The organism is Hymenobacter sp. B81 (assembly GCF_044628455.1).
In the GTDB taxonomy this organism is placed as follows: Bacteria; Bacteroidota; Bacteroidia; order Cytophagales; family Hymenobacteraceae; genus Solirubrum.
Genome location: NZ_JBIYZW010000001.1, coordinates 1,814,695 through 1,836,728 on the forward strand (window position 1 = coordinate 1,814,695; position 22,034 = coordinate 1,836,728).

The 22,034-nt window shown below is 66.1% G+C and carries 19 protein-coding genes; 14 read left to right on the forward strand and 5 right to left on the reverse strand.

Going from position 1 to position 22,034, the window contains the following annotated elements:
- The first annotated feature begins 118 nt into the window (after positions 1 to 118).
- Both ACE191_RS08010 and ACE191_RS08015 read left to right on the forward strand, forming a co-directional pair.
- A complete protein-coding gene (locus ACE191_RS08010; protein WP_400191671.1) occupies positions 119 to 1,399 on the forward strand; it encodes a T9SS type A sorting domain-containing protein in 1,281 nt (426 codons plus the stop codon).
- A gap of 115 nt (positions 1,400 to 1,514) precedes the next feature.
- Positions 1,515 to 1,835, forward strand: coding sequence for a hypothetical protein (locus tag ACE191_RS08015; protein WP_400191672.1), 321 nt, complete (start codon positions 1,515 to 1,517; stop codon positions 1,833 to 1,835).
- Between the two features lie 176 nt (positions 1,836 to 2,011).
- On the opposite strand, the gene ACE191_RS08020 is transcribed toward ACE191_RS08015, so the two are convergent.
- Positions 2,012 to 3,001: a polyprenyl synthetase family protein gene (locus ACE191_RS08020; protein ID WP_400191673.1), complete on the reverse strand. Its 990-nt coding sequence runs from the start codon at positions 2,999 to 3,001 to the stop codon at positions 2,012 to 2,014.
- Positions 3,002 to 3,115: 114 nt separating this feature from the next.
- Here ACE191_RS08020 and ACE191_RS08025 point away from each other — a divergent pair, with 114 nt between their 5' ends.
- Genes ACE191_RS08025 through folK form a run of 3 tightly spaced genes read left to right on the forward strand, consistent with a single transcriptional unit; the run spans position 3,116 to position 5,392 of the window.
- A complete protein-coding gene (locus ACE191_RS08025; RefSeq protein ID WP_400191674.1) occupies positions 3,116 to 3,988 on the forward strand; it encodes a DUF3667 domain-containing protein in 873 nt (290 codons plus the stop codon).
- Positions 3,989 to 4,016: 28 nt separating this feature from the next.
- Entirely contained in the window at positions 4,017 to 4,889 is an 873-nt protein-coding gene (locus ACE191_RS08030) for an alpha/beta hydrolase family protein (protein WP_400191675.1), read from the forward strand.
- 2 nt (positions 4,890 to 4,891) lie between these two features.
- Positions 4,892 to 5,392 carry a 2-amino-4-hydroxy-6-hydroxymethyldihydropteridine diphosphokinase gene (gene folK, locus ACE191_RS08035; protein ID WP_400191676.1) on the forward strand — a complete coding sequence of 167 codons (501 nt, stop codon included), beginning with the start codon at positions 4,892 to 4,894 and terminating at the stop codon, positions 5,390 to 5,392.
- A 342-nt stretch (positions 5,393 to 5,734) separates the two neighbouring features.
- On the opposite strand, the gene fabD is transcribed toward folK, so the two are convergent.
- Together fabD and ACE191_RS08045 are read right to left on the reverse strand one after the other, a co-directional pair.
- Positions 5,735 to 6,619: an ACP S-malonyltransferase gene (gene fabD, locus ACE191_RS08040; protein ID WP_400191677.1), complete on the reverse strand. Its 885-nt coding sequence runs from the start codon at positions 6,617 to 6,619 to the stop codon at positions 5,735 to 5,737.
- A 236-nt stretch (positions 6,620 to 6,855) separates the two neighbouring features.
- A complete protein-coding gene (locus ACE191_RS08045; protein WP_400191678.1) occupies positions 6,856 to 9,747 on the reverse strand; it encodes a gliding motility-associated C-terminal domain-containing protein in 2,892 nt (963 codons plus the stop codon).
- 234 nt (positions 9,748 to 9,981) lie between these two features.
- On the opposite strand from ACE191_RS08045, the gene ACE191_RS08050 reads away from it, so the two are divergent.
- From ACE191_RS08050 to ACE191_RS08090, 9 genes are all read left to right on the forward strand, one after another.
- Positions 9,982 to 10,656 carry a succinate dehydrogenase cytochrome b subunit gene (locus ACE191_RS08050; protein ID WP_400191679.1) on the forward strand — a complete coding sequence of 225 codons (675 nt, stop codon included), beginning with the start codon at positions 9,982 to 9,984 and terminating at the stop codon, positions 10,654 to 10,656.
- A gap of 19 nt (positions 10,657 to 10,675) precedes the next feature.
- Positions 10,676 to 12,610: a fumarate reductase/succinate dehydrogenase flavoprotein subunit gene (locus ACE191_RS08055; RefSeq protein WP_400191680.1), complete on the forward strand. Its 1,935-nt coding sequence runs from the start codon at positions 10,676 to 10,678 to the stop codon at positions 12,608 to 12,610.
- Positions 12,611 to 12,744: 134 nt separating this feature from the next.
- Complete coding sequence (locus tag ACE191_RS08060; protein WP_400191681.1) at positions 12,745 to 13,500, forward strand: succinate dehydrogenase/fumarate reductase iron-sulfur subunit; 756 nt, start codon at positions 12,745 to 12,747, stop codon at positions 13,498 to 13,500.
- A gap of 146 nt (positions 13,501 to 13,646) precedes the next feature.
- Complete coding sequence (locus ACE191_RS08065) at positions 13,647 to 14,174, forward strand: NADPH-dependent FMN reductase (protein WP_400191682.1); 528 nt, start codon at positions 13,647 to 13,649, stop codon at positions 14,172 to 14,174.
- A 58-nt stretch (positions 14,175 to 14,232) separates the two neighbouring features.
- A complete protein-coding gene (locus ACE191_RS08070; protein ID WP_400191683.1) occupies positions 14,233 to 14,610 on the forward strand; it encodes a hypothetical protein in 378 nt (125 codons plus the stop codon).
- Between the two features lie 106 nt (positions 14,611 to 14,716).
- Positions 14,717 to 15,481 (forward strand): MbnP family protein, encoded by a 765-nt coding sequence (locus ACE191_RS08075; RefSeq protein ID WP_400191684.1) that lies wholly within the window; start codon positions 14,717 to 14,719, stop codon positions 15,479 to 15,481.
- Between the two features lie 11 nt (positions 15,482 to 15,492).
- Entirely contained in the window at positions 15,493 to 16,539 is a 1,047-nt protein-coding gene (locus tag ACE191_RS08080) for a cytochrome-c peroxidase (RefSeq protein ID WP_400191685.1), read from the forward strand.
- A 129-nt stretch (positions 16,540 to 16,668) separates the two neighbouring features.
- A complete protein-coding gene (locus tag ACE191_RS08085; protein WP_400191686.1) occupies positions 16,669 to 17,769 on the forward strand; it encodes a cytochrome-c peroxidase in 1,101 nt (366 codons plus the stop codon).
- A 22-nt stretch (positions 17,770 to 17,791) separates the two neighbouring features.
- Positions 17,792 to 18,928 carry an acyltransferase family protein gene (locus tag ACE191_RS08090; RefSeq protein ID WP_400191687.1) on the forward strand — a complete coding sequence of 379 codons (1,137 nt, stop codon included), beginning with the start codon at positions 17,792 to 17,794 and terminating at the stop codon, positions 18,926 to 18,928.
- A gap of 72 nt (positions 18,929 to 19,000) precedes the next feature.
- Here ACE191_RS08090 and ftsZ read toward each other — a convergent pair whose 3' ends face one another.
- Both ftsZ and ftsA read right to left on the reverse strand, forming a co-directional pair.
- Positions 19,001 to 20,560, reverse strand: a complete 1,560-nt coding sequence (ftsZ, locus tag ACE191_RS08095) for a cell division protein FtsZ (RefSeq protein ID WP_400191688.1) — start codon at positions 20,558 to 20,560, stop codon at positions 19,001 to 19,003.
- A gap of 113 nt (positions 20,561 to 20,673) precedes the next feature.
- Positions 20,674 to 22,032: a cell division protein FtsA gene (gene ftsA / locus ACE191_RS08100; protein WP_400191689.1), complete on the reverse strand. Its 1,359-nt coding sequence runs from the start codon at positions 22,030 to 22,032 to the stop codon at positions 20,674 to 20,676.
- Between the last annotated feature and the right edge of the window lie 2 nt (positions 22,033 to 22,034).

Genomic DNA, 22,034 nt, shown 5'->3' on the forward strand with positions numbered 1-22,034 from the left:
CCCAGAGCACTTTTCGGGCCCGCAGGTGGCAGCTGCGGGGCTACATGTACATGCTATTGCGGCCGGCGGCCCCACGGGGCGAACTTGCCCCCGTTTCCGCCGCCCTCACCCTACCGCTATGAAAAAAACGTTTTGCCTGCTGGCCGCCCTGCTGCTGGCCTCAATAGCCAGCCAGGCCCAGTGGCTGACACTGAACACCGCCAACTCGGGCCTGCACAGCGACGTGGTGCGCGAGGTGGCCGTGGCCGACAACGGCACCCTGTGGGTGGCCACCCAAACCGCCGTGCAGAAGTATGATGGCACGAGCTGGACCACCTACACCCAGGCCGATGGCCTCGACTACACCGCCATCAAGTGCGTGGCCGTGCGCGGCACCACCGTGTGGGTGGGCCACGACCGCGGCCTGAGCCGCTTCGACGGCACGAGCTGGATTAACTTCACCAACGCCGCCGATTTGCCCGTGGGCTTGTTCGGCGGCAACGACCGCACCATCAACGACGTGGTCATCCAGGCCAACGGCACCATCTGGCTGGCCGGCAGCCGCGGCCTCGGGCGCTACAACGGTACGAGCTGGACCAAGTTCAACCGCGCCAACTCGGGCCTGAACGAAGAAGCCGTAACGGCGCTGGCCCTCGACGAGGCCCTGAACACGCTCTGGATCGGCACCAACTGCCTTAGCCTGCAAAGCGGGGTGTACTCGCTGAACACGCTCAACCTGGCCTGGCGCTACTACTCGCTGCCGGGCGGCAACTGCGTGCACGGCCTGGCCGTGGGCAACACCGGCACCGTGTTCGTGGGCACCTGCAACGCCAGCGGCCTGACCACCATCGACGCGGGCACCGGCACCGTGGGCAGCGTATCGGTGAGCGGCTGCGTGGCCCTCGACGGCGTGGCCGCCGACCCCACCGACCCCACGCGGGCCTGGGTGGTGGCCGAGCCCATGGGGCCGGCCACTTCGCCGCGGGGCCTGCTGGCCTACAGCGCCCAAAGCGGTGGCAGCGTCACCCGCGAGTTCAACGTGGGCAACTCCGCCCTGCCCAGCCCCTGGGTAACGTCGGTGGCCGTGCAGCCCGTGGGCAGCGCCCTGAAGGTGTGGGTGGGCACCACCGACCGCGGCCTGGCCGTGTACGAAACCGTGGTGACGGCGCCCCGCCCCGCCCGCGCCGCGGTGGCCCTGCAGCTGCTGCCCAACCCCGCCACCGACGCCGTGGAAGTGCGCACCGACCTGAGCCAGTACGAGCTGAGCGTGTACGACAATGCCGGCCGCCTGCGCCACCGCCAGCAGGTGCGCGGCAGCCAGCCCCTGCGCCTGCCGGTGCTGGGCTGGGCCCGTGGCCTCTACCACGTGCGCCTGCGCTCGGAGCAGGGCAGCGGCTACGCCCGCTTCAGCAAGAGCTAGGACGCGGCCGGCAGCTCCGCACTTTTCGGCGCGCCGCTCGTAAGGTACTAGCGGCGGCGCCCACGCCGGGTGCCGCCGGCCTGTCTCTATCTCCCAACCAAACCGCCCTTCCCGTATGTGGATTCAGCAGAAATCGAACGCGCCCGTGCCCCTCACCGAGCTGCAAGGCCATACCGTCGGCCTCAAGTTTGAGTGCAACGAGTGCCAGACCGAGGTCTTCACCGACCTGATTGGCATTCCCCCGGCCGACCACCTGGCCAACTCCATGGAAGACGACGGGCAATTCGAAACCGAAGAAATCAAGTGCCCGGGCTGCGACATGACCCACGAAATCACCGTCAAGAGCACCTTCGACGGCGTGACCTTCGACGTGTCGGACGTAGCTCCCGATAAAGTCAGCTACCAGATTCCTCCGGCCGAGCAGCAGCAGCAATAATTGCCGCGGATTCACCGGAATCCGCGAATTGCGGGGCCGGCCCAGCCGGCATTCTACCACGAAGCGGCCGCCTCAGCAGAGAGGCGGCCGCTTTGTTGCGTGAGGGTGAAGCAACCGGGGCGGGTTGGCAGGCCGTTAGCCTCTGACAACCACCGACCCACAACTGCCAACTGATCTTACTTTTCCCGCTCGATGGTGTACTCGATGAGCTGCTCGAGCGAAGTGCGGGCCGGCGAGGCGGGGAAGGTGTGCAGAATGGCCAGGGCCTCGTCGCGAAACTGTTGCATGCGCTGGATGGCGTACTCCAGCCCGCCCGACTGCTTCACGAACCCGATGACGGCCTGCACGCGGTCAGAGCGGCCGTCGTTGTTCTGCACGTTGTAGATGACCTGGCGCTTTTTCAGCCACGGCGCCTGCCGCAGGGCGTGAATCAGAGGCAGCGTCATCTTCTTTTCCTTGATGTCGATGCCCACGGGCTTGCCGATTTCGGCCGTGCCGAAGTCGAACAGGTCGTCCTTGATCTGGAACGCCATGCCCACCTTCTCGCCGAAAAGCCGGGCCCGCTCGATGGTTTCCTTGTCGGAGCCCACCGAGGCGGCGCCCACCGCGCAGCAGGAGGCAATGAGCGAGGCCGTTTTCTGGCGGATGATGTCGAAGTACACGTCCTCGGTGATGTCGAGGCGGCGGGCCTTCTCGATTTGCAGCAGCTCGCCCTCGCTCATCTCGCGCACGGCGTTGCTCACGATTTTGAGCAGTTCGAAGTCGTCGTTGTGGAGGGCCAGCAGCAGGCCGCGGCTGAGCAGGTAGTCGCCCACCAGCACGGCAATTTTGTTTTTCCAGAGCGCGTTGACCGAGAAAAACCCGCGGCGGTAGTTGGCGTCGTCCACCACGTCGTCGTGCACCAGCGTGGCCGTGTGCAGCAGCTCGATGAGGGCCGCCCCGCGGAAGGTGGGCTCGGGCAGGGCGGCGGTGGGGTCGGGCGCGGCGGTGTGGGCCGTCAGAAACACGAACATGGGCCGCAGCTGCTTGCCCTTGCGCCGCACGATGTAGCCCATGATTTTATCGAGCAGCAGCACCCGCGTTTGCATGGACTGGCGGAATTTCTTCTCGAATTCCTGCATTTCGGCCGCAATAGGGGCCTGTATGTCGTCCAGCGTAAACTTCATGCAGTGGGGAAGGGCGGCGCAATGATACGCACGCGGCGGCGGTTTTGCGCGCGGCCGGCCCGGCGGCTACGACATTCTTTTAGCTTTACGCAGCCCACTCGTCTGCTTCCCGCCGTGCCAGCCCCCGCTACCGTCCCCGCCCCCACCGCCACCCAGTGCGCCAGCTGCGGCACCGCCCTGCACGGTGCCTACTGCCACGCCTGCGGCGAAAAGCGCCTCGACCACCACGACTACGCCCTGCCCCACTTCCTGGAGCACGCGGTAGACACGCTCACCCACTTCGACTTCAAGGTGCTGAAGGGCGCCTGGAGCCTGATTGCCCGGCCCGGCCTGATGACCCGCGACGTGCTGGCCGGCCGGCGCGTGACCTGGCCCAAGCCCCTGCAATTGTTTCTGATTGTGAACCTGGTGTACGCCTTCGTGGCCCACCAGCTGGGTATGCAGGTGCTCAACACCCCGCTCAAGTACCACTACGGCTTCTGGTACGGCGACTGGGCCGAGGCCCGCATGACGGCTCTGGCCGCCGAACAGCACCTCTCGCCCGAGCTGCTGGCCGCCCGCTTCGATGCCCTGGCCAATACCCTGGCCAAGTCGCTGGTCTTCGTGTTTATTCCGCTGCTGGCCGCCGGGCTCACCGGGCTGCTGTGGGCCAAGCGGCGCTACTTTCTCGAGCACGTGGTCACGGCCACCCACCTGACCAGCCAGATCCTACTGGTGCAGCTGCTCATGATCGGGCCCCTGGCGCTGGGGCAAATCCTGGCGCAGCAGCTGGGCAGCCCGCTGAGCTACCGCCAGGCCGATCTGGCCTCGGTGGCACTGATGCTGCTGGGGCTCACGGCCGCGTTTGCCCCCCTGCTCATCCGCACCTACGCCCTGCGCCGCGGCCCGGGGCTGGCGGCCGGGCTGGCCGTGGCCCTGCTGTTCTTTCTGCTGCTGATGCACGTTTACCGCTTCGTGCTGTTCGTGGTGGCCTCCTGGCTGCTGTAAGCTTTCGTTGCCCGCTACCTTCGCTCCCATGCCCGACTCCCTGCCCACCCGCCTCGATTTTCTGCTGCGCGCGCCGCACCACAGCCGCCCCTTCGCCGCCGATGCCCGCCTGCTGGCCGATGGCCGGCCCAAGCCGGTGGTGGTGTTCGTGCACGGCTTCAAGGGTTTCAAGGACTGGGGCCACTTCAACGTGCTGGCCGACTGGTTTGCCCAGCGGGGCTATGTGTTCGTGAAGCTGGACCTCTCCCACAACGGCGTGGTGCCCGGCGGCAGCGGCGACCTGGAAGACCTCGATGCCTTCGGCCGCAACAACTTCAGCCTGGAGCTCGACGACATCGGCTGCCTGCTCGACGCGCTGCACCAGCCCGGCGCCACGCCCGTGCCGGCAGGCGAGATGGATTTGCGCTGCCTGCTGCTCGTGGGCCACAGCCGGGGCGGGGGCCTGGCCATGCTCAAGGCCGCCGAGGATGCCCGCGTGAAAGCCGTGGCGGCCTGGGCACCCATCACCAGCGTCAACCCGGGCTGGCCCGAGGACATGATGCGCCAGTGGCAGCAGAGCGGGGTGCTGCACGTGGAAAACGCGCGCACCAAGCAGCAGCTGCCGCTCTACTACCAGATTGTGGAGGACTTCCACGCCAACCGCCGCCGCCTCGACATTGCCCACAACGTGCGCCGCAAGCTGCGCCAGCCGCTGCTGGTGGTGCACGGCGCCGACGACGAAACCCTGCCGGTGGCCCAGGCCCACACCCTCAAGCAGCTCAAGCCCGACGCCGACCTGCACATTCTGCCGGCCACGGGCCACATGTTTGGCGGCGCCCACCCCTGGCCCGAACCCGCGCTGCCGGCCCCGGCCCTGGCCCTGGCCGAGCTTACCCACGCCTTTTTTCAGCGTATAGCCTAGCCATGAAGCCTCCCCACACCGCCTACCTGCTGCTGGGCTCGAACCTGGGCGAGCGGGTAACCACGCTGCACCGCGCCCTGGTGGCCCTGGCCGAGCTGGCCGGCCCCGTGCAGGCCGTGTCGCCCGTGTACGAAACCGCCGCCTGGGGCCTCGAAGCCCAGCCCGCCTTCCTCAATCAGGCCGTGTGCCTGCGCACCCACCTCGCCCCCGAAGCCCTGCTCGACGCCTGCCAGCAGGTAGAGCAGCAGGCCGGGCGCGAGCGGGAGGAAATGTGGGGCCCGCGCACCCTCGACGTGGACGTGCTGCTCTACGACGACCTGGTGCTCGACTCGCCCCGGCTGAAGCTGCCTCACCCCCGCCTGCACCAGCGCCGCTTTGCCCTGGTGCCCCTGGCCGACCTGGCCCCTACTTTGGTGCACCCCGGGCTGGGCCAGCCCATCAGCGAGCTGCTGGCCGATTGCCCCGACGCGCTGCCGGTGGAAACCTGGATGGGCGACTTGTAAAACGCCATAAAAAAGTCCGGCAGCCCCTTGTACTGTCACGAGGGAGCCGCCGGACTTTTTAATGGCAATCGATAGTAGGTAAACCCGCTGGCGCCCCAGGTCAACGGCTCACTCGGCGTGAGTGAACGGTTCACTCGGAGCGAGTAAGCCGTTGACACGCCAACGGTCATTGGCTTGCTCACCAACGGGAAGCCCTTTCCCAACCGTGAGGCAGCCAATGGCTGGCTTGGAAGCCAGGCGCCTCAGTGGTCAACCAGCCGTACCGGGTAGTCTTGCGCGGGTCATGCTTCGGCCTGGCTCAGCAGGGCGGCCTTTTCTACACGCGACCTGCGGAACGAATACTTAGACGGCCGAGGCGGCGGCGGCCTGCGGGGCAATCTTCTTGACCAGGCCCTGCAGCACCTTGCCGGGGCCGCACTCCACAAACTCGGTGGCGCCATCCTGGGCCATGCGCTGCACGCTCTGGGTCCAGCGCACCGGGGCCGTGAGCTGGCGCACCAGGTTCTGGCGGATTTCGTCGGGGTCGGTGTGGGGAGCCGCGTCCACGTTCTGGTATACCGGGCAGCGGCCGGCGCTGAAGCTGGTGCGCTCAATGGCCCGGGCCAGCGCCGCCTCGGCCGACTGCATCAGCGGCGAGTGGAAGGCGCCGCCCACCGGCAGGGGCAGGGCGCGCTTGGCCCCGGCGGCCTTCAGGGCTTCGCAGGCCTGCTCGATGCCCGGGCGCGAGCCGCTGATGACCAGCTGGCCGGGGCAGTTGTAGTTGGCGGCTACCACCGCGTGGCCCTGCTGGCTGATTTCCTGGCAGATGCGCTCCACCACGGCGTCGTCGAGGCCCAGGATGGCGGCCATGGTGCCGGGCTGCTCCTCGCAGGCCGCCTGCATGGCCTGGGCGCGCTGGGCTACCAGCTGCAGCGCGTCCTCAAACTGGAGTACGCCGGCGGCCACCAGGGCTGAAAACTCGCCCAGGGAGTGGCCGGCCACCATGTCGGGGCGCAGCTCGGGCAGGGTGCTGAACAAGGCCACGGAGTGCAGGAAGATGGCCGGCTGGGTCACGTCGGTGCGGCGCAGGTCCTCGTCGGAGCCCGTGAACATCACGTCGGTCAGCGCGAAGCCCAGAATGTCGTTGGCCTGGTTCATCAGGCGCTGGGCCTCGGGGTGCTGCTGGTACAGCTCGCGGCCCATGCCGCTGAACTGGCTGCCCTGGCCGGGGAATACTACTGCTTTCATCAGAAGAAAGGTCGGGAGTGTCGGATTGCGGGAAATGGCTGATTCGGCGCCGCCGCCAAACCGGGCGCAAGGTGCGCAAATCGGCCGGCCCGCGCAAAGCTCCGGCCGCCGTCAGCCGCCGGCACGCCCCCTATGGGCATTGCCGGCAATGGTGCTGGGGCCGCCCTGGCTCAACAACAAAGGCCACCCCGCGGGGTGGCCTTTGCTTGCCTGAATCGGTCGGTGGGCCGGCGTGCTTAGCGCTTGACGTCTACCCAGCCCTTGAAGGTTTTCTGGGTTTTGTTGCGGTCGGCAAACTCCACTTCCACCAGGTAGTAGTAGATGCCGTCGGAGACGCGGGCGCCGCTGTCGCGCCCGCCGCCTTCGCCGCCCCGGGCGCCGCCGCCGTCCCAGAGCACCAGCGTCGCGGGGTTGGCGTCGCCTTTATATACCTGCACGCCCCAGCGGTTGAAAATCTGCACCCGGGCCCGGGTTACGGGGCTGGCCACCTTGGGCGTAAACGTCTCGTTGAGTCCGTCGCCGTTGGGAGTGAAGATGTTGGGCAGCAGGAACAGCGGGCAGTTATCGTTGCAGGCCACGTTGCTCAGAGCGCTGCGCTGCCCCAGCGAATCGACGGCCTGCACGCGGTAGCACAGCGCCGCCGAGGGCAGGTTGTCGTGCACGTAGCTGGTCTGCCGGGTCGAGTCGAGCAGGACAAACGCCGCGCCGGGCTCGTTCTGCACGAACAGGCGGTAGTAGGCAATGGCCTGGCTGCAGCCCGCGGGCGAGTTGCTGTCGAGCACCCAGCTGAGGCGGTTGGTGTAGAGCGTACCGGCCGGCACCTTGCCCAGGTTGAACAGGTTGGCGTTGAGCGAGTCGCAGTTGGTGGCGCGCACCGTGAGAATGGGGCGGCAGGGCGTGGGCTGCACGCACAGCTCCTGGCTCAAATTCACCAGGTTCTGCGGCAGCCCAATGTTGAGCGGGTCGTCGTAGGAGCCCTCGGTGCGCACGTAGTAGCAGTAGGTGCGGCCCACCTGCACGTTGCGGTCGGTGTAGCTGCCGCCGGTCTGGGTGTTGGCGGCGGTGGCCAGCTGCACGAAGTTGCCGCTGGCATCGCGCCGGAAGATGGTGGCCGGCTTCAGCGAGTTGTTCCAGGGCACGGCGTGGGCCCAGGTGAGCACGATGCCGGTGTTCACGGTATCGGCGCGGCCGCTCAGGCGCACACTCGAAGCCGGGTCGGCAATTTCCCGGATGTACGTCGTGTCGGCGGCCTGCGCGGTGGCCTTGCTGAAGAAGGTCAGCCGGTAGGTGTAGCCGCTGCCCAGGGTGTTCAGGCCGGTATCCACCAGCACCGTATCGCTGAGGCGGTTAAACGTGGCAATGGTTTGGAACGCGGTGGGGCTGCTCTGCGGCGCCCGGGCCAGGCGGTAGCCCAGCGGGGCGTTGAAGGGCGGGTTGGTGCCGGGCTTGGGCTGGGTCCAGCGCACGGTAATCTGACCGTTGGTGGCGTCGGTGCGGTCCACCGTCACGTGGGTGAGCACGGCCGGACGGCCATCGAACTCCACGCAGGTTTCGGCCGAGGCCAGGCTCTCGCCGCCCGCCGGCCGCGGAAACTCGGCGTAGATGCGGTAGCAGTAGGTTTTGCCGCGCTCCATGCCCTGGCCGCCGCGGGTGTCGAGGTACGACTGCGCGTCGCCCCCCAGGGTGGCAATGCGCACAAAGCCCGTGGAGGCCGGAATGCCGGTCTGGCAGGCGTCGGGGCTGAAGTTCGACGGGCCTTCCTTGCGGTAGAGGTGCAGCTTCACGCCCGGCCGGTTGCAGCCGTACAGGTTCCAGGTCACGATGACGTTGGCGCCCATGCGCTGGGCCAGCACCCCGGTGGGCGGCGGGCCTACCACCTTAATGCGCCAGGCTTTCTGGTCGGTGAGCGGTACGCCGGGGGCGTTAATCACGTCTTCGACCTTGAACAGCACCTGATGCGGGTCACTGGCTACGTCGTCGCAGGTGGTGGTCCAGCGAAACAGCCCCTGGGCGTTGCCGGGCTGGCTGACGGTCTGGCTGAAGGTAGCCGGGGGCAGCATGCCGCCGAAGGCCTGCAGGCGCAGCAGGTTGTTGTTGGCATCGGTGGCCGTTACGCGGCCAATTACCGTGGTGCCGGCCACCACACAGGTGTCTTTGGGAATGCGCAGCACGGGGCGCAGGTTGTTGGTGGGGCGCACCGAAATCTGCATGTCGCGCAATACCTCGCCAATCAGGCGGGGCTGGGCACCGGGCACGCGGCGCCACTCCTCCACCAGAAAGGCGGCGTTGTATTCGCCCACGGTGCTGGGCGAGTTCCACACCAGCTGGCCGGTGTTCACGTCGATTTCAAAGATGGCTGGGGCGTTGAGCACCGGCGCGGGTGGGCCATCGAAAGCCACCTGCACGCCACCGGGCGACACGTCGGGGTCCTGGCTGTTGGGAAACTTGTAGCCCGTGCAGTTCTGGGGGCTGGGCCTGTTGGGCGGCGGACCCACGTTGGTGCCCAGCACGCCCCGGGGTTCCTGCTTGCAGATTTGCAGCTTGAAGACCAGCGAGTCGCCGTCGGCATCGGAGGCGGCGGGGTTGTGCAAATACACCTGGCGCACGGCGGCCAGGTCAACGGCCGGCGCGTTGAGTACCGGCGAGCTGTTCACGCCCAGCACCGGGTCGATGGTGACGCGGGTGTAGATGTAGAAGGTCTGGTTGATGGGGTCGAGCATGTTGCGCACCGTGCCCACCCGGTTTTCGCCGATGAGGCTGACCACGTAGCTGCCCGGGGCGTTGTAGGTGTGCTCGAACAGGTAGGTGCGGCGCAGCACGTTGTTGCTCAGCATCAGCTCGGAGGCCACCGGCACCTGCGGTACCGAGCGGGTGCCGTCGCCGAAGTAAATGGTTTCCTCCCGCTGCCCGATGGCGGGCGAGGTGGGGTCCATGTACAGAATCATCTTGAAGAACACCCGCCGCGGGTTGCGCGCCGACACGGGCAGGGTGGTGTCGCTGCGGGCCTGGATGTCGCCGGCGCGAATGTGCGAGGCCAGCGCCTGCTCGGGAGCCGCCAGCAGCGCCAGCAGGAGTAAGCACAACAGGTGCCCAGGGCGGCCCAGGCGGCGAAGTAGCAGATACAGCATAGAAGTGAGCCGTTGGAAACTGCGGGGAGATACCCAGAAGGTCAGGAAAAAGCAGACGGCAACCTAACAAAATCCCGGGGAGCGGGGTTGCTTGGGCGACGTGTCACCTGTAACGACAAGCGAAGCAGGCTGGTTCAGCCTCAGAAAGGCCCAAAACGCTTAATTGTTTCGTAGCGGGTCGGCCCGTACCTTTGGCCGATACAACCGCCCTTTCTTTCACTCTTTCGTTCCCCTATGAGTTGGCTTAGCAACGCGCTTTCCAGCAGCATCGGCCGCAAAATCGTCATGTCCATCACGGGCTTGTTTTTGTGTTCGTTCCTGGTGATTCACCTGATCGGCAACCTCCAATTGTTCAAGAACGATGGCGGGGTCGCTTTTAATATCTACTCTCACTTCATGGGTACCAATCCCGTCATCCGCACGCTGGAACTCGTGCTCGTGGCGGGATTTGTGTTTCACATCTACGAGGCCATCGTGCTCAGCGGCAAGAACCGCGCGGCCCGGGGCAAGCAGCGCTACGCCGTCGACCACATCGAGCAGAACAGCCCCTGGGCCTCGCGCAACATGGGCCTGCTGGGCACGGTGATTCTGGTGTTCCTCATCATTCACCTCTACAACTTTTTCTGGCGCGCCCGTTTCGGCGACCTGGACAAGGACATCAACAGCAACGACGACCTCTACACGCTGGTCGTTACTTCCTTCCACCAGTGGTGGTACGTGCTGCTGTACGTGCTGGCGCAGGCGGCTTTGTGCTACCACCTCATCCACGGCTTCAAGAGCGCGTTCCAGACCCTGGGCCTGACCCACCGCAAGTACACGCCCTTCCTCACGTATTTCGGCTACGCATTCGCCATCATCGTGTGCGCCGGTTTCGCCGCCATGCCGCTGTACTTCTTCTTCACTAAGTAACCTCACCAGTTTGCACCTTATGAAGCTGGAAGCAAAGATTCCCGAAGGACCCATCAGCGAGAAGTGGGAAAAGCATAAGTTCAACGTCAAGCTCGTCAACCCCGCCAACAAGCGCAAGTACGACATCATCGTGGTGGGTACCGGCTTGGCCGGCGCTTCGGCCGCCGCCTCGCTGGCCGAGCTGGGCTACAACGTGAAGGCCTTCTCCTTCCACGACTCGCCCCGCCGCGCCCACTCCATCGCGGCCCAGGGCGGCATCAACGCCGCCAAAAACTACCAGAACGACGGCGACTCGGTGTTTCGCCTGTTCTACGACACGGTGAAGGGCGGCGACTACCGCGCCCGCGAAGCCAACGTGTACCGCCTCGCGCAGGTGTCGGTGAACATCATCGACCAGTGCGTGGCCCAGGGCGTGCCCTTCGCCCGCGAGTACGGCGGCCTGCTCGACAACCGCTCGTTCGGCGGCGCGCAGGTGTCGCGCACCTTCTACGCCCGCGGCCAGACCGGCCAGCAGCTGCTGCTGGGCGCCTACTCGGCCCTCTCGCGCCAGATTGCCTACGGCAAGGTGAAGATGTACAACCGCACCGAGATGCTGGACCTGGTCATTGTCGACGGGCAGGCCCGGGGCATTGTCACCCGTAACCTCATCACCGGCGAAATTCAGCAGCACGCGGCCCACGCCGTAGTGCTGGCCACCGGCGGCTACGGCAACGTGTTCTACCTGAGCACCAACGCCAAGTACAGCAACGCCACGGCCGCCTGGCGCGCCCACAAGAAGGGCGCCCTGTTTGCCAACCCCTGCTTTACCCAGATTCACCCCACCTGCATTCCGGTGTCGGGCGACTACCAGTCCAAGCTCACGCTCATGTCGGAGTCGCTGCGCAACGACGGCCGCGTGTGGGTGCCCAAGACGGTGGAAATGGCCGAGCGCCTGCGCGCCGGTCAGATCCGCGTGCAGGACATTGCCGAGGACGACCGCGACTACTTCCTGGAGCGTAAGTACCCCGCTTTCGGCAACCTGGTGCCGCGCGACGTGGCCTCGCGCAACGCCAAGATGATGTGCGACGAGGGCCGCGGCGTGGGCTCGACCGGCCTGGCCGTGTTCCTGGATTTCGCCGACGCTATCAAGCGCAACGGCGCCGACTGGGTGAGCTCGAAGTACGGCAACCTGTTTGCCATGTACGAGAAAATCACCGGCGAAAACCCCTACGAGGTGCCCATGCGCATCTACCCGGCGGTGCACTACACCATGGGCGGCCTGTGGGTCGACTACAACCTGCAAACCACCGTGCCGGGCCTCTACGCCACGGGCGAGTGCAACTTCTCCGACCACGGGGCCAACCGCCTCGGCGCCTCGGCCCTGATGCAGGGCCTGGCCGACGGCTACTTCGTGATTCCCTACACCATTGGCGACTACCTGGCCCAGACGCCGCCCAAGCCCGTGACCACCGACCACCCCGCCTTCCAGGAAGCGGAGGCCGGCGTGCGCGAGCGGCTCGGCAAGCTGATGAGCATCAACGGCACGCGCACCCCCGACGACTTCCACAAGGCCCTGGGCCACCTCATGTGGGAGTACTGCGGCATGGCCCGCAACGCCGAGGGGCTCAAGTTTGCCAAGCAGGCCATTCAGCAGCTGCGCCGCGAGTTCTGGACCGATCTGAAAGTGGTGGGCCTGAACGAGGAAATGAACCAGACCCTGGAAAAAGCCGGCCGCGTGGCCGACTTCCTGGAGCTGGGCGAGCTGATGGTGGACGACGCGCTGAACCGCAACGAAAGCTGCGGCGGCCACTTCCGCGAGGAATTTGCCACCGAAGAAGGCGAAGCCAAGCGCGACGACGACAACTACGCCTACGTGGCCGCCTGGCAGTACCAGGGCGACAACGTGCCGGAAACGCTGCACAAGGAAGAGCTGCAGTTCGAAAACGTGAAGCTCACCCAGCGCAGCTACAAGTAGTATTGGGTATTAGGTAGTGAGTATTCAGACGGCTGACTAGCCGCTCCCCTGTCTCACACCTTAGTCCTAATACCAGATACCAACGACTTAATACCAAGAATACAATGGCTGGAAATAACCCCAACGCCAAACCCATGAACCTCACGCTGAAGGTGTGGCGGCAGCGCAACCGCAACGCCGACGGCCGCATCGTGGATTACCAGGTGCGCGACATTTCGCCCGAGATGTCGTTCCTGGAAATGCTCGACGTGCTCAACGAGGATTTGCTGCGCAAGGGCGAAGAGCCCGTAGCCTTCGACCACGACTGCCGCGAAGGCATCTGCGGCTCGTGCAACCTGTTCATCAACGGCCGCGCCCACGGCCCCGAGCCCGGCACCACCACCTGCCAGCTGCACATGCGCAAGTTCTCCGACGGTGATACCATTACCATCGAGCCCTGGCGCGCCGAGGCCTTCCCGGTCAACAAAGACCTGAGCGTGGACCGCTCGGCCTTCGACCGCATCATTCAGGCCGGCGGCTACGTGAGCGTGAACACCGGCGGCGTACCCGACGCCAACGAAATTCCGATTCCCAAGCACATTGCCGACCAGGCCTTCGACGCGGCCACCTGCATTGGCTGCGGCGCCTGCGTGGCGGCCTGCAAAAACGCCTCGGCCATGCTGTTCGTTTCGGCCAAGGTCAGCCAGCTGGCCTTGCTGCCCCAGGGCCAGGTGGAGCGCAAGCAGCGCGTGGAAAACATGGTAGCCCAGATGGATAAGGAAGGCTTCGGCGCCTGCACCAACATCGGCTCCTGCGCCGCCGAGTGCCCGGTGGGCATTTCGCTCGACAACATCGCCATCCTGAACCGCGAATTCCTGGCGGCCAAGGTTACGTCCAACAACCTGGCGTAAGCCGAATTGGCAGTCCCCAGAAAAGCGAACCGGCCCGGCTGGTTCGCTTTTTTTTGTGGGTGCCGCCGCCTCAGTGAACAATGAGCAGTCAATAAGGTATAGACTCCTGAGCCCGGCGCCCTGACCCATTGATAATTGCTTCTTGCATGATAACCATCGTTGCTGCCACCAACCGCCCCGGCTCCCGGGCGCGCCGGGTGGCCAACCTCTACGCCGAACTGCTGCGTGAACACGCGGCCCCGCACCAGATTCTGGATCTGGTAGAGCTGCCCGCCAACTTTCTGACCGAAGCCCTGTACCACAACGCCGGTCGGCATTCCGGCTTCAACCACCTGGCCCGGCAGGCCAGCGAGGCCGACAAGCTGGTGTTTGTGGTGCCCGAGTACAACTGCTCGTACCCCGGCGCCCTCAAGGCCTTTATCGACGGGCTACCCTACCCCGGCGGCATCCGCGGCAAAAAGGCCGCACTGGTGGGTTTATCCTCGGGCGGCCAGGGCGGGCTGCTGGCCCTGAGCCACCTGAGCGACGTGCTGATGTACTTGGGCACGGCCGTGCTGCCCCAGCGCGTGCGCCTGCCCTTCATCGATCAGCACCTAAGCGACGACGGCCAGCTCAGCTACCCGCTCTACCACCAGCTGCTGCGCGAGCAGGCCGAGCTGCTGCTGCGGTTTTAGGCCCGATTGTCTCGCGGGCCGCGTATCTTTAGCGCTACCCGCCTCGCAACGTTCTGCCGTGCCCCGCTTTCTGGCCTGCTTCCTGGTCGTGCTCCTGCTGCTGCAAACCTTCGGCCGCGAGCTGCTGGTGCTCGACTACCAGGCCAACAAAGCCCGCATCACCCAGCTGTTTTGTGTGAACAAGAGCCGGCCCGAGCTGCGCTGCCAGGGCCGCTGCCACCTGCGCCAGCAGCTGCGCCGCGCCGCCGCCGACGGACCGGCACCCGCCCCGGAGCTGGCGAAAATCAAGTACGATGCCCTGCCTGCCGGCTACCAGCCGCTGCCCGCTGTACTGCCCGAGCAGGCGGAGCGGCGGGCATTTGCCCCGGCAGCGGCCCAGCCCTGCCCCTCGCGGCCGGCGCCGGGCGTGTTTCATCCCCCGCTGGTTCGGGGCTGATTGCCACGGGCCGCAACTTCCAACAGGGTTGCGGCTGTTGGCCGGGTAAGGGCTGCGCCCCGGCGCGGCGCCCGGCCGCCTTTCCACCCCAAACTGCATCTGCCTGATGAACCTGCTTACCCGCGTAACCTGGCTGGCCCTGCTGCTGCCCACCCTGCTGCTGTCGGCCTGCGACAAGAAAAAGAAACCCGACGACCCCAAGCCCGCCGACGGCCGCCTCGACGTCAAGGTAGAGCACCTGGTGGGTACCCAGCCGCTGGCGCTGACCACCGGCACTTATACCAATGCCCACGGCGAAGCCTTCCGCGTGAGCCGCTTCAACTACTTCATTTCCAACCTCCGCCTCACCCAGGCCGATGGCACGGAGTGGCGGGAGCCCGAAAGCTACCGCATCGTGAAGGAGTCGGACCCAGGTTCCAAAAGTTTCACCGTCGCGGGCATTCCGCCCGGCGAGTACACCAAGCTCACCTTTACCCTGGGCGTCGACAGCGTGCGCAACTACGCCGGCGCCCAAACCGGCGCGCTCGACGTGCTCAACGGCATGTACTGGACCTGGGAAACGGGCTACGTGTTCTTTAAGCTGGAAGGCCAGTCGGTGCCCGGCAACACGCCCTTTGAGTACCACGCCGGCGGGGCCCGTCACCCCTTCAATACGGCCCGGGTAGTGTCGCCCGCGCTGGGGGCCCGCCGCCTCGTGGTGGGGGCCGGCAAAGCCTCCACCGTCCTGCTGCAGGCCGACGTGCAGCAGGTGTTTTCCGGTAAAGCTCCGTTCCCCATCAGTCAGTACCGCAACGTGCACAGCGGCGCCGACGCCATGAAGCTGGCCGACAACTACCAAACCATGCTGCGCGTCGCCGACGTGCAGAACTAAGCCCGCGGGCCATGACGCACCGGCTCTGGTTGCTGCTGGCCGCCCTGCTCCTGCTGGGCGGCTGCCACCCCGACCGCGACCTGCGGCCGGCCGCGGAAGTGCCCGGCGCCACGGTGCCGGGCAACTTCCCCGCGCCGGTGTATGCCCCCGCCGCCAACCCGCCCAGCGCCGCCGCCTTCGCCCTGGGCCGGCAGTTGTTCTACGACCCCAGCCTGTCGGGCGACGGCACCATCTCCTGCGGCTCCTGCCACCAGCAGGCCGCCGCGTTTGCCGATGCCGGCCAGCGGCTCAGCCGCGGCGTGGGCGGGCGCCTGGGCCTGCGCAACTCATCGGCCCTGCAAAACCTGCGCTGGGGCCGCAGCTTTATGTGGGACGGCGGTGCCTCGCACCTGGAAGTGCAGCCGCTGGCCCCCATCCACAACGTAGTGGAAATGGACGCGACCCTGGCCGGCATCCTGGAGCGCCTCAACGCCGACCCGCAGTACCGCCAGCAGTTTGCTGCCGTGTACGGTCCCGGCCCCATCAACTCGCAGCAGTTTTTGCGCGCCCTGGCCCAGTTCACTGCGGCCCTCACCTCGGCCAGCTCGCGCTACGACCGGCACGTGCGGGCTGAGGCCGGCGGCACGCTCACCGCGCCCGAGCTGCGGGGCCGGGCGCTGTTTGCCCAGCACTGCGCCGGCTGCCACGCCACCGATTTGTTTACCGACGAGTCGTTTCGCAACAACGGCCTCGACGCGCGCTTTCCTGCCGATTCGGGTCGGGCGGGTATCACCCGCCTGGCCCGCGACCGGGGCCGATTCAAGGTACCCGGCTTGCGCAACGTGGCCCGCAGCGCCCCCTACATGCACGACGGGCGCTTTCAGACCCTGGCCCAGGTGCTGGCCCACTACGACCACGGCGTGCAGGACTCACCCACGCTCGACCCACTGCTGCGCCAGCCCACCGGTCGCCTGGGCATTCCGCTCACGGCCCAGCAACAGGCCGAAATCGAAGCCTTTCTGCTCACCCTCACCGACGAGGCCTTCCTCAACGACCCGCGCTTGGCCGCCCCGAAGTAGCCTGGCCCGGGCCGGCGGGCAATTCCGGCCAATTCAACCTCGCTCCGAACCGCTGGGGTGGGCGGTGGTGTTAGGGAGCGAAAGTGCTTACCTTCCTGCCTCATCCTCACGCCTAGCTTTACCCGCCCCTTGCTTCGCCTCGTTTCGTATCGTGGAATACTGGCCGGCCTCGCCGCGGGGCTGCTGCTGGTGGTCGCCTGCAAGCCCGACTTGGATGTGGAAGGCCCCGCCATTACCACACCATACGCCTATGACCCAATTCCGCGCGGCTTCCCGGCCTTGGCAGCCCCGGCCGATAACCCGACTACCGTGGAAGGCGTGGCACTGGGCCGCCGCCTGTTCTACGACAAGCAGCTCTCGGCCACCGGCACGCAGTCGTGCGGCTCCTGCCACCAGCAACGCAAGGCCTTCACCGACGGGCTGGCCCGCTCGGTGGGCGTCGACGGGCGCCCGCACCCGCGCAACTCCATGTCGCTGACCAACATCGTGTGGGACCAGCACCTGACCTGGGACGGGGCCAACACCCTGCTGGAGCAGCAGGCCCGGGTGCCCATCGAAAACCCGCTGGAAATGCACCAGTCGCTGGCCGAGGGCGTGCGCAAGCTGCAGCAGAACGAGCAGTATCCACCCCTGTTCCGCCGGGCCTTCGGCTCGGCACGCATCAGCGAGGAAAATGTGCTCAAGGCCCTGGCCCAGTTCGAACGCACCCTGGTATCGACCAACTCGCGCTACGACCGGTTCGTGGCCGGCGACCGGACGGCGCTCAGCCAGGAGGCCATCAGCGGCTTTGCGCTGTTCAACACCCACGCCGTGCCGGGGCGCCGCGGGGCCGAGTGCTTCCACTGCCACGTGCCGCCTACCTTCAGCGCGCCGCGCGGGGAGTTCTTCAACAACGGCCTGGACCTGACCTTCCCTGACCCCGGCCGCAACGGCGTTACCGGGCTGCCTGCCGACCTGGGCAAGTTCAAGGCTCCTACCCTGCGCAATATTGCCCTGACCGCGCCCTACATGCACGACGGCCGCTTTCAGACCCTGGAGCAGGTGCTCGACCACTACAGCGACCATGTGCAGGTGACGCCCACCACCGACGGCAACCTGGCCGTGAGCACCAACCACCCCAGCGGCCGCATGAGCCTGAGTGCCACCGAAAAGCGGCAGATCATTGCGTTTCTGCACGCGCTGACCGATTCCACGTTCATCGCCGACCCGCGCTTCGCCGCACCGAACTAGGCCCGGCGCGTATCTTCGGCGCGTGCTTTCCGCTGCTCCCGCACCTGCCCCGGCTTCTCCGTTCTCGTCGTCTGCCGCCGCCGGCTACCACCCCGCCCTGACCGGCCTGCGGGCCGTGGCGGCCTGGCTGATTTTCAGCTACCATTTCCAGCCCTTCAGCGGCCCGCGCTTCGGCACGCTGATTCCGGCCCTGGCCAACGAAAACTACACCGGGCAGACCATCTTTTTCGTGCTCAGCGGCCTGCTCATCGGGCTGCAGTACGCCCCGGCGGTAGCCGCGCTGCCCCGGCCGGGCTGGCCCATGGGGTTTCTGCGCAAGCGCCTCGTGCGCATCTACCCGCTGTACTTCCTGCTCACCACCGCTGCCCTGCTGTTGAAAGCCCACGACGGCGGCTCGTTCAGCTGGACGGAATACCTGCTCAACATCAGTCTGCTGCGGGGCTTTTCCGACCAATACCTGCTCAGCGGCCTCTCGCAGGGCTGGGCCCTTACCGTGGAAGCCTGTTTTTACCTGCTGATGCCCTGGTTGCTGCTGCGCCGCGGCTCATTCGGCCCGCGCTGGCAGTGGCTGCCGGCGCTGCTGGCCGCGGGGGTGACGCTGGTCTGGCTGGCCCGGCAGCTACCCCTGGAGCCCGGTCTGGTGCTGGGCGACCTGGGTTTTATGCTGCAGGCCACCATTTTCGGGCGCTGCTTCGAGCTGCTACTGGGTTTGCAGCTGGCCGCCTGGTTTCGGCAGCGACGTGGGGCCGCTTCGGCCCGCCGCTGGGCTCCGGCTACGCTGCTGGGGCTGCTGGGGCTGCTGGGGGTACTGGCCCTGCTGGCGGCGGTGCGCGGCAGCCACGAGGCCGGCCTGCAGGCGCCGCTGGGCAAGCTGCTGCACAACGGCCTGCGCCCCGTAGCCGCTGCCCTGCTCATCTGGGGTTTGCTCACCGAGGCCTCGCCCCTGCAGTGGCTGCTGGCTACCCGCCCCATGCAGCTACTGGGCCGCACGGCCTTTGCCTTTTTGCTCGTGCACATGGGCCCGGTGCACCAGTGGCTGCGCCTGCACGTAACCACCAACCTGCTGCTATGCTTTTTGCTACTGCAGCTGCTGGCCATCGGCATCCACTTCGCGCTCGAAAAACCCCTGATTCGGCGCCTTGGCTACGCCTACCGCTGAGTTATCTGAAAACGAAAAGCCCCGCCGATTCTCTTCGACGGGGCTTTTTGGTGGCTGAATCAGCGCGGCGGCTTAGTCCACGTTGTCGTGCAGGAAGCGGTTGTCGCCCAGCAGCTCGTTGTCGTCCGAGAGGTTGAAGCGCGAGATGTTGCGCTCCGAGGAGGGCTGCACGTTCTCCAGCTTTACCTGACGCCGCAGGTAGGCGGGCACTTCCAGCTGCTCCTTCACCGCGTCGGTCGAGAGGCCGTTGCTGAGCTCCATCAGGCGGCGGCGGCGCTCCTCGGCGCGGGCGTCGAGGGCCTGGCGGGTAGCCGGAGCAGGGGCCGCTACCGGCGCGGGCTGGGCTTGCTGCACCACCTGGGGCTCGGGGGCCGGCGAAACCGGGAACACCACCGGCGGCACGAAGGGCGAGGCCGACTGCTCCAGCTCGTAGGTAACCTTAGGCGCTTCGGGTGCGGGCGGCGCTACCGGGGCCGGCACCACCACGGGGGCAAAATCCGAGGGTGCCACCGGGGCGCTGGCTACCGGCCCGCTCACCACCGGGCGCACGGCCACGGGCTCGTGGCGGTCCTTGTCGAACAAGTTGATCTGCGGGTCGGCGCTGACCGCCGGGGCGGCGGCCGGCTCCTGGTCCTTTAGCACGAAGGGCTGGGTGATGCTGTGGCCTTCGTGGGCAAAGCCAGTGGCAATAACCGTGACGCGGATGCTCTGGCCCAGTGACGGGTCGATGCCGTGGCCGAAAATCACCTCGGCGTCCTGGCCGGCTTTGTCCTGGATGTACTCCGTGATTTCCGTGAGCTCGTCCATTTCCAGCTCGGCCTGGTCGCCCGACATGATGGAGAGCAGGATTTTCTGCGCGCCGTGGATGTCGGTGTTGTTGAGCAGCGGCGAGGCCAGCGACTCTTCGGCGGCGCGGCGGGCGCGGCTTTCGCCTTCGGTAATGGCCGAGCCCATCACGGCCGCCCCCGAGTCCTTCATGACGGTTTTCACGTCTTCAAAGTCCACGTTCACGTCGGCCGTCACCGTAATGATTTCGGCAATGGACTTGGCGGCGGTGCTCAGCACGTTGTCGGCCTTGGCGAAAGCCGAGCGGATGGGCAGGTTGCCGTACATCTCGCGCAGCTTGTCGTTGAGGATGACCAGCACCGTGTCGCAGTTCTCGCTCAGGTCGCGAATGCCCTGCTCGGCCTGCTGGCGCTTGCGGCGGCCCTCAAACATGAACGGGGCCGTAACGATGCCCACCGTGAGAATGCCCAACTCCTTGGCCACCTTGGCAATAACCGGGGCGGCCCCGGTACCGGTGCCCCCGCCCATGCCGGCGGTGATGAACACCATCTTGGTGCCGTTGCTGAGCAGCTCGCGGATCTGCTCGCGGCTCTCGATGGCCGCCTGCTTGCCGCGCTCGGGGTTGGCGCCCGCGCCGAGGCCCTCGGTGAGGTCAACCCCAATCTGCAGCCGGTTGGGCACGGTGCTGCTTTGCAGCGCCTGCTTGTCGGTATTGCAGATGATGAACTCGACGTCCTTGATGCCCTGGGCGAACATGTGGTTCACGGCGTTGGAGCCGCCGCCGCCCACGCCAATCACCTTGATGATGGACTTGCCCTGGGGCGCAATATCAAATTTGAAATCCATGGCGAATTCAGTTTCCAGTTAACATTTATCATTTATCAGCCGCTTGGAAGTTCCTGCTACCAGTTTCTCCCCTACTGCCAAGTGCTAAATGATAAATGATCAATGTTAAATGCCTAGTACTGTTTGTCGTCGAAGTCGTCGATGAGCAGGCCCTTCGTGCGCGTGAGAATGTCGCGGAAGAAGTTGCCGGCGGCCGAGGGCTTCTTGGCCGGCGCGGGCTGCGGCTGGGTCGGGCTGGCGGCCGCGGCCGGCCGCACCGGTGCCTCGTTCTGGCGCGTGGCGGGCTGCTCGTCGTAGTGCTGGCGCATGCCGCGCTCGTCGAGCGAGCGGTAGCCGGCCAGCACCAGGCCCACCGTGGTGGCGTACATGGGCGACTTCACGGCCTCAATGCGCGACTTGCCCAAATGCTCGTTGGGGTAGCCGATGCGCGTGTCCATGCCCATGATGTACTCGGTGAGCTGCACCAGGTTCTGCAGCTGCGCGCCGCCACCGGTGAGCACGATGCCCGCCGCCAGGCTCTTGTCGTAGCCCGTGCGCTGAATCTCGGCGTACACCAGCTCCAGGATTTCCTCCATGCGGGCCTCGATGATGTAGGCCAGGTTTTTCAGGCTGATTTCCTTGGGCGCCCGGTCGCGCAGGCCCGGAATGCTCACGATTTCGTACTCCGAGGCTTCCTCGGCAATGGCCTTGCCGAACTTGGTCTTGAGCTGCTCGGCCTGGTTCTGCATCACCAGGCAGCCCTGCTTGATGTCGCTGGTGATGATGTTGCCGCCGAAGGGCAGCACCGCCGCGTGGCGGATGATGCCGTCCTTGAAAATGGCCAGGTCCGTCGTGCCGCCGCCGATGTCAATCAGGGCCACGCCGGCTTCCTTTTCCTCGTCCGACAGCACCGACATCGAGGAGGCCAGCGGCTCCAGAATCAGGTTGTCGATTTCCAGCCCAGCCTTGGTGACGCACTTATGGATGTTGTTGATGGCCGTGCTCTGGGCGGTGATGATGTGGAAGTTGCCCTCCAGGCGCACGCCCGACATGCCCACCGGGTCCATGATGTTTTCCTCGTAATCCACCTTGTAGTCCTGGGGCATTACGTGGATGATTTCCGAGCCGGGCGGGGTCACCAGCCGGTACATATCGTTGGTGAGGCGGCTCACGTCGTCGTGGGTGATTTCGCTGTCGGCCGAGGCACGGGTAATCGAGCCGTTGTGCTGCAACGACTTGATGTGCTGGCCGGCAATGCCCACGTTGACGATGCCGATATTAATTCCCGACTGTTCTTCGGCCTGGCGAATGGCGCGTTTAATGGCGTCCACCGTCTTGTCGATATTCGACACGATTCCGCGCACCACGCCCTCGGACACGGCTTTGCCCATGCCCAGAATTTCGAGTTTGCCAAACTCATTTTTACGGCCCACCAGGGCGCAGATTTTGGTGGTGCCAATGTCGAGGCCGACTACAATCTTATCTTGCTGCATGT

What these genes read in the sequence shown, in the direction of transcription:
- ACE191_RS08065 (WP_400191682.1), top strand. Translation starts at nt 13,647, where the DNA reads ATGATAACCATCGTTGCTGCCACCAACCGCCCCGGCTCCCGGGCGCGC.
- ACE191_RS08055 (WP_400191680.1), top strand. Translation starts at nt 10,676, where the DNA reads ATGAAGCTGGAAGCAAAGATTCCCGAAGGACCCATCAGCGAGAAGTGG.
- ACE191_RS08020 (WP_400191673.1), bottom strand. Translation starts at nt 3,001, where the DNA reads ATGAAGTTTACGCTGGACGACATACAGGCCCCTATTGCGGCCGAAATG.
- ftsZ (WP_400191688.1), bottom strand. Translation starts at nt 20,560, where the DNA reads ATGGATTTCAAATTTGATATTGCGCCCCAGGGCAAGTCCATCATCAAG.
- ACE191_RS08060 (WP_400191681.1), top strand. Translation starts at nt 12,745, where the DNA reads ATGAACCTCACGCTGAAGGTGTGGCGGCAGCGCAACCGCAACGCCGAC.
- ACE191_RS08045 (WP_400191678.1), bottom strand. Translation starts at nt 9,747, where the DNA reads ATGCTGTATCTGCTACTTCGCCGCCTGGGCCGCCCTGGGCACCTGTTG.
- ACE191_RS08080 (WP_400191685.1), top strand. Translation starts at nt 15,493, where the DNA reads ATGACGCACCGGCTCTGGTTGCTGCTGGCCGCCCTGCTCCTGCTGGGC.
- ACE191_RS08050 (WP_400191679.1), top strand. Translation starts at nt 9,982, where the DNA reads ATGAGTTGGCTTAGCAACGCGCTTTCCAGCAGCATCGGCCGCAAAATC.
- ACE191_RS08030 (WP_400191675.1), top strand. Translation starts at nt 4,017, where the DNA reads ATGCCCGACTCCCTGCCCACCCGCCTCGATTTTCTGCTGCGCGCGCCG.
- folK (WP_400191676.1), top strand. Translation starts at nt 4,892, where the DNA reads ATGAAGCCTCCCCACACCGCCTACCTGCTGCTGGGCTCGAACCTGGGC.
- ACE191_RS08010 (WP_400191671.1), top strand. Translation starts at nt 119, where the DNA reads ATGAAAAAAACGTTTTGCCTGCTGGCCGCCCTGCTGCTGGCCTCAATA.
- fabD (WP_400191677.1), bottom strand. Translation starts at nt 6,619, where the DNA reads ATGAAAGCAGTAGTATTCCCCGGCCAGGGCAGCCAGTTCAGCGGCATG.
- ftsA (WP_400191689.1), bottom strand. Translation starts at nt 22,032, where the DNA reads ATGCAGCAAGATAAGATTGTAGTCGGCCTCGACATTGGCACCACCAAA.
- ACE191_RS08015 (WP_400191672.1), top strand. Translation starts at nt 1,515, where the DNA reads ATGTGGATTCAGCAGAAATCGAACGCGCCCGTGCCCCTCACCGAGCTG.
- ACE191_RS08075 (WP_400191684.1), top strand. Translation starts at nt 14,717, where the DNA reads ATGAACCTGCTTACCCGCGTAACCTGGCTGGCCCTGCTGCTGCCCACC.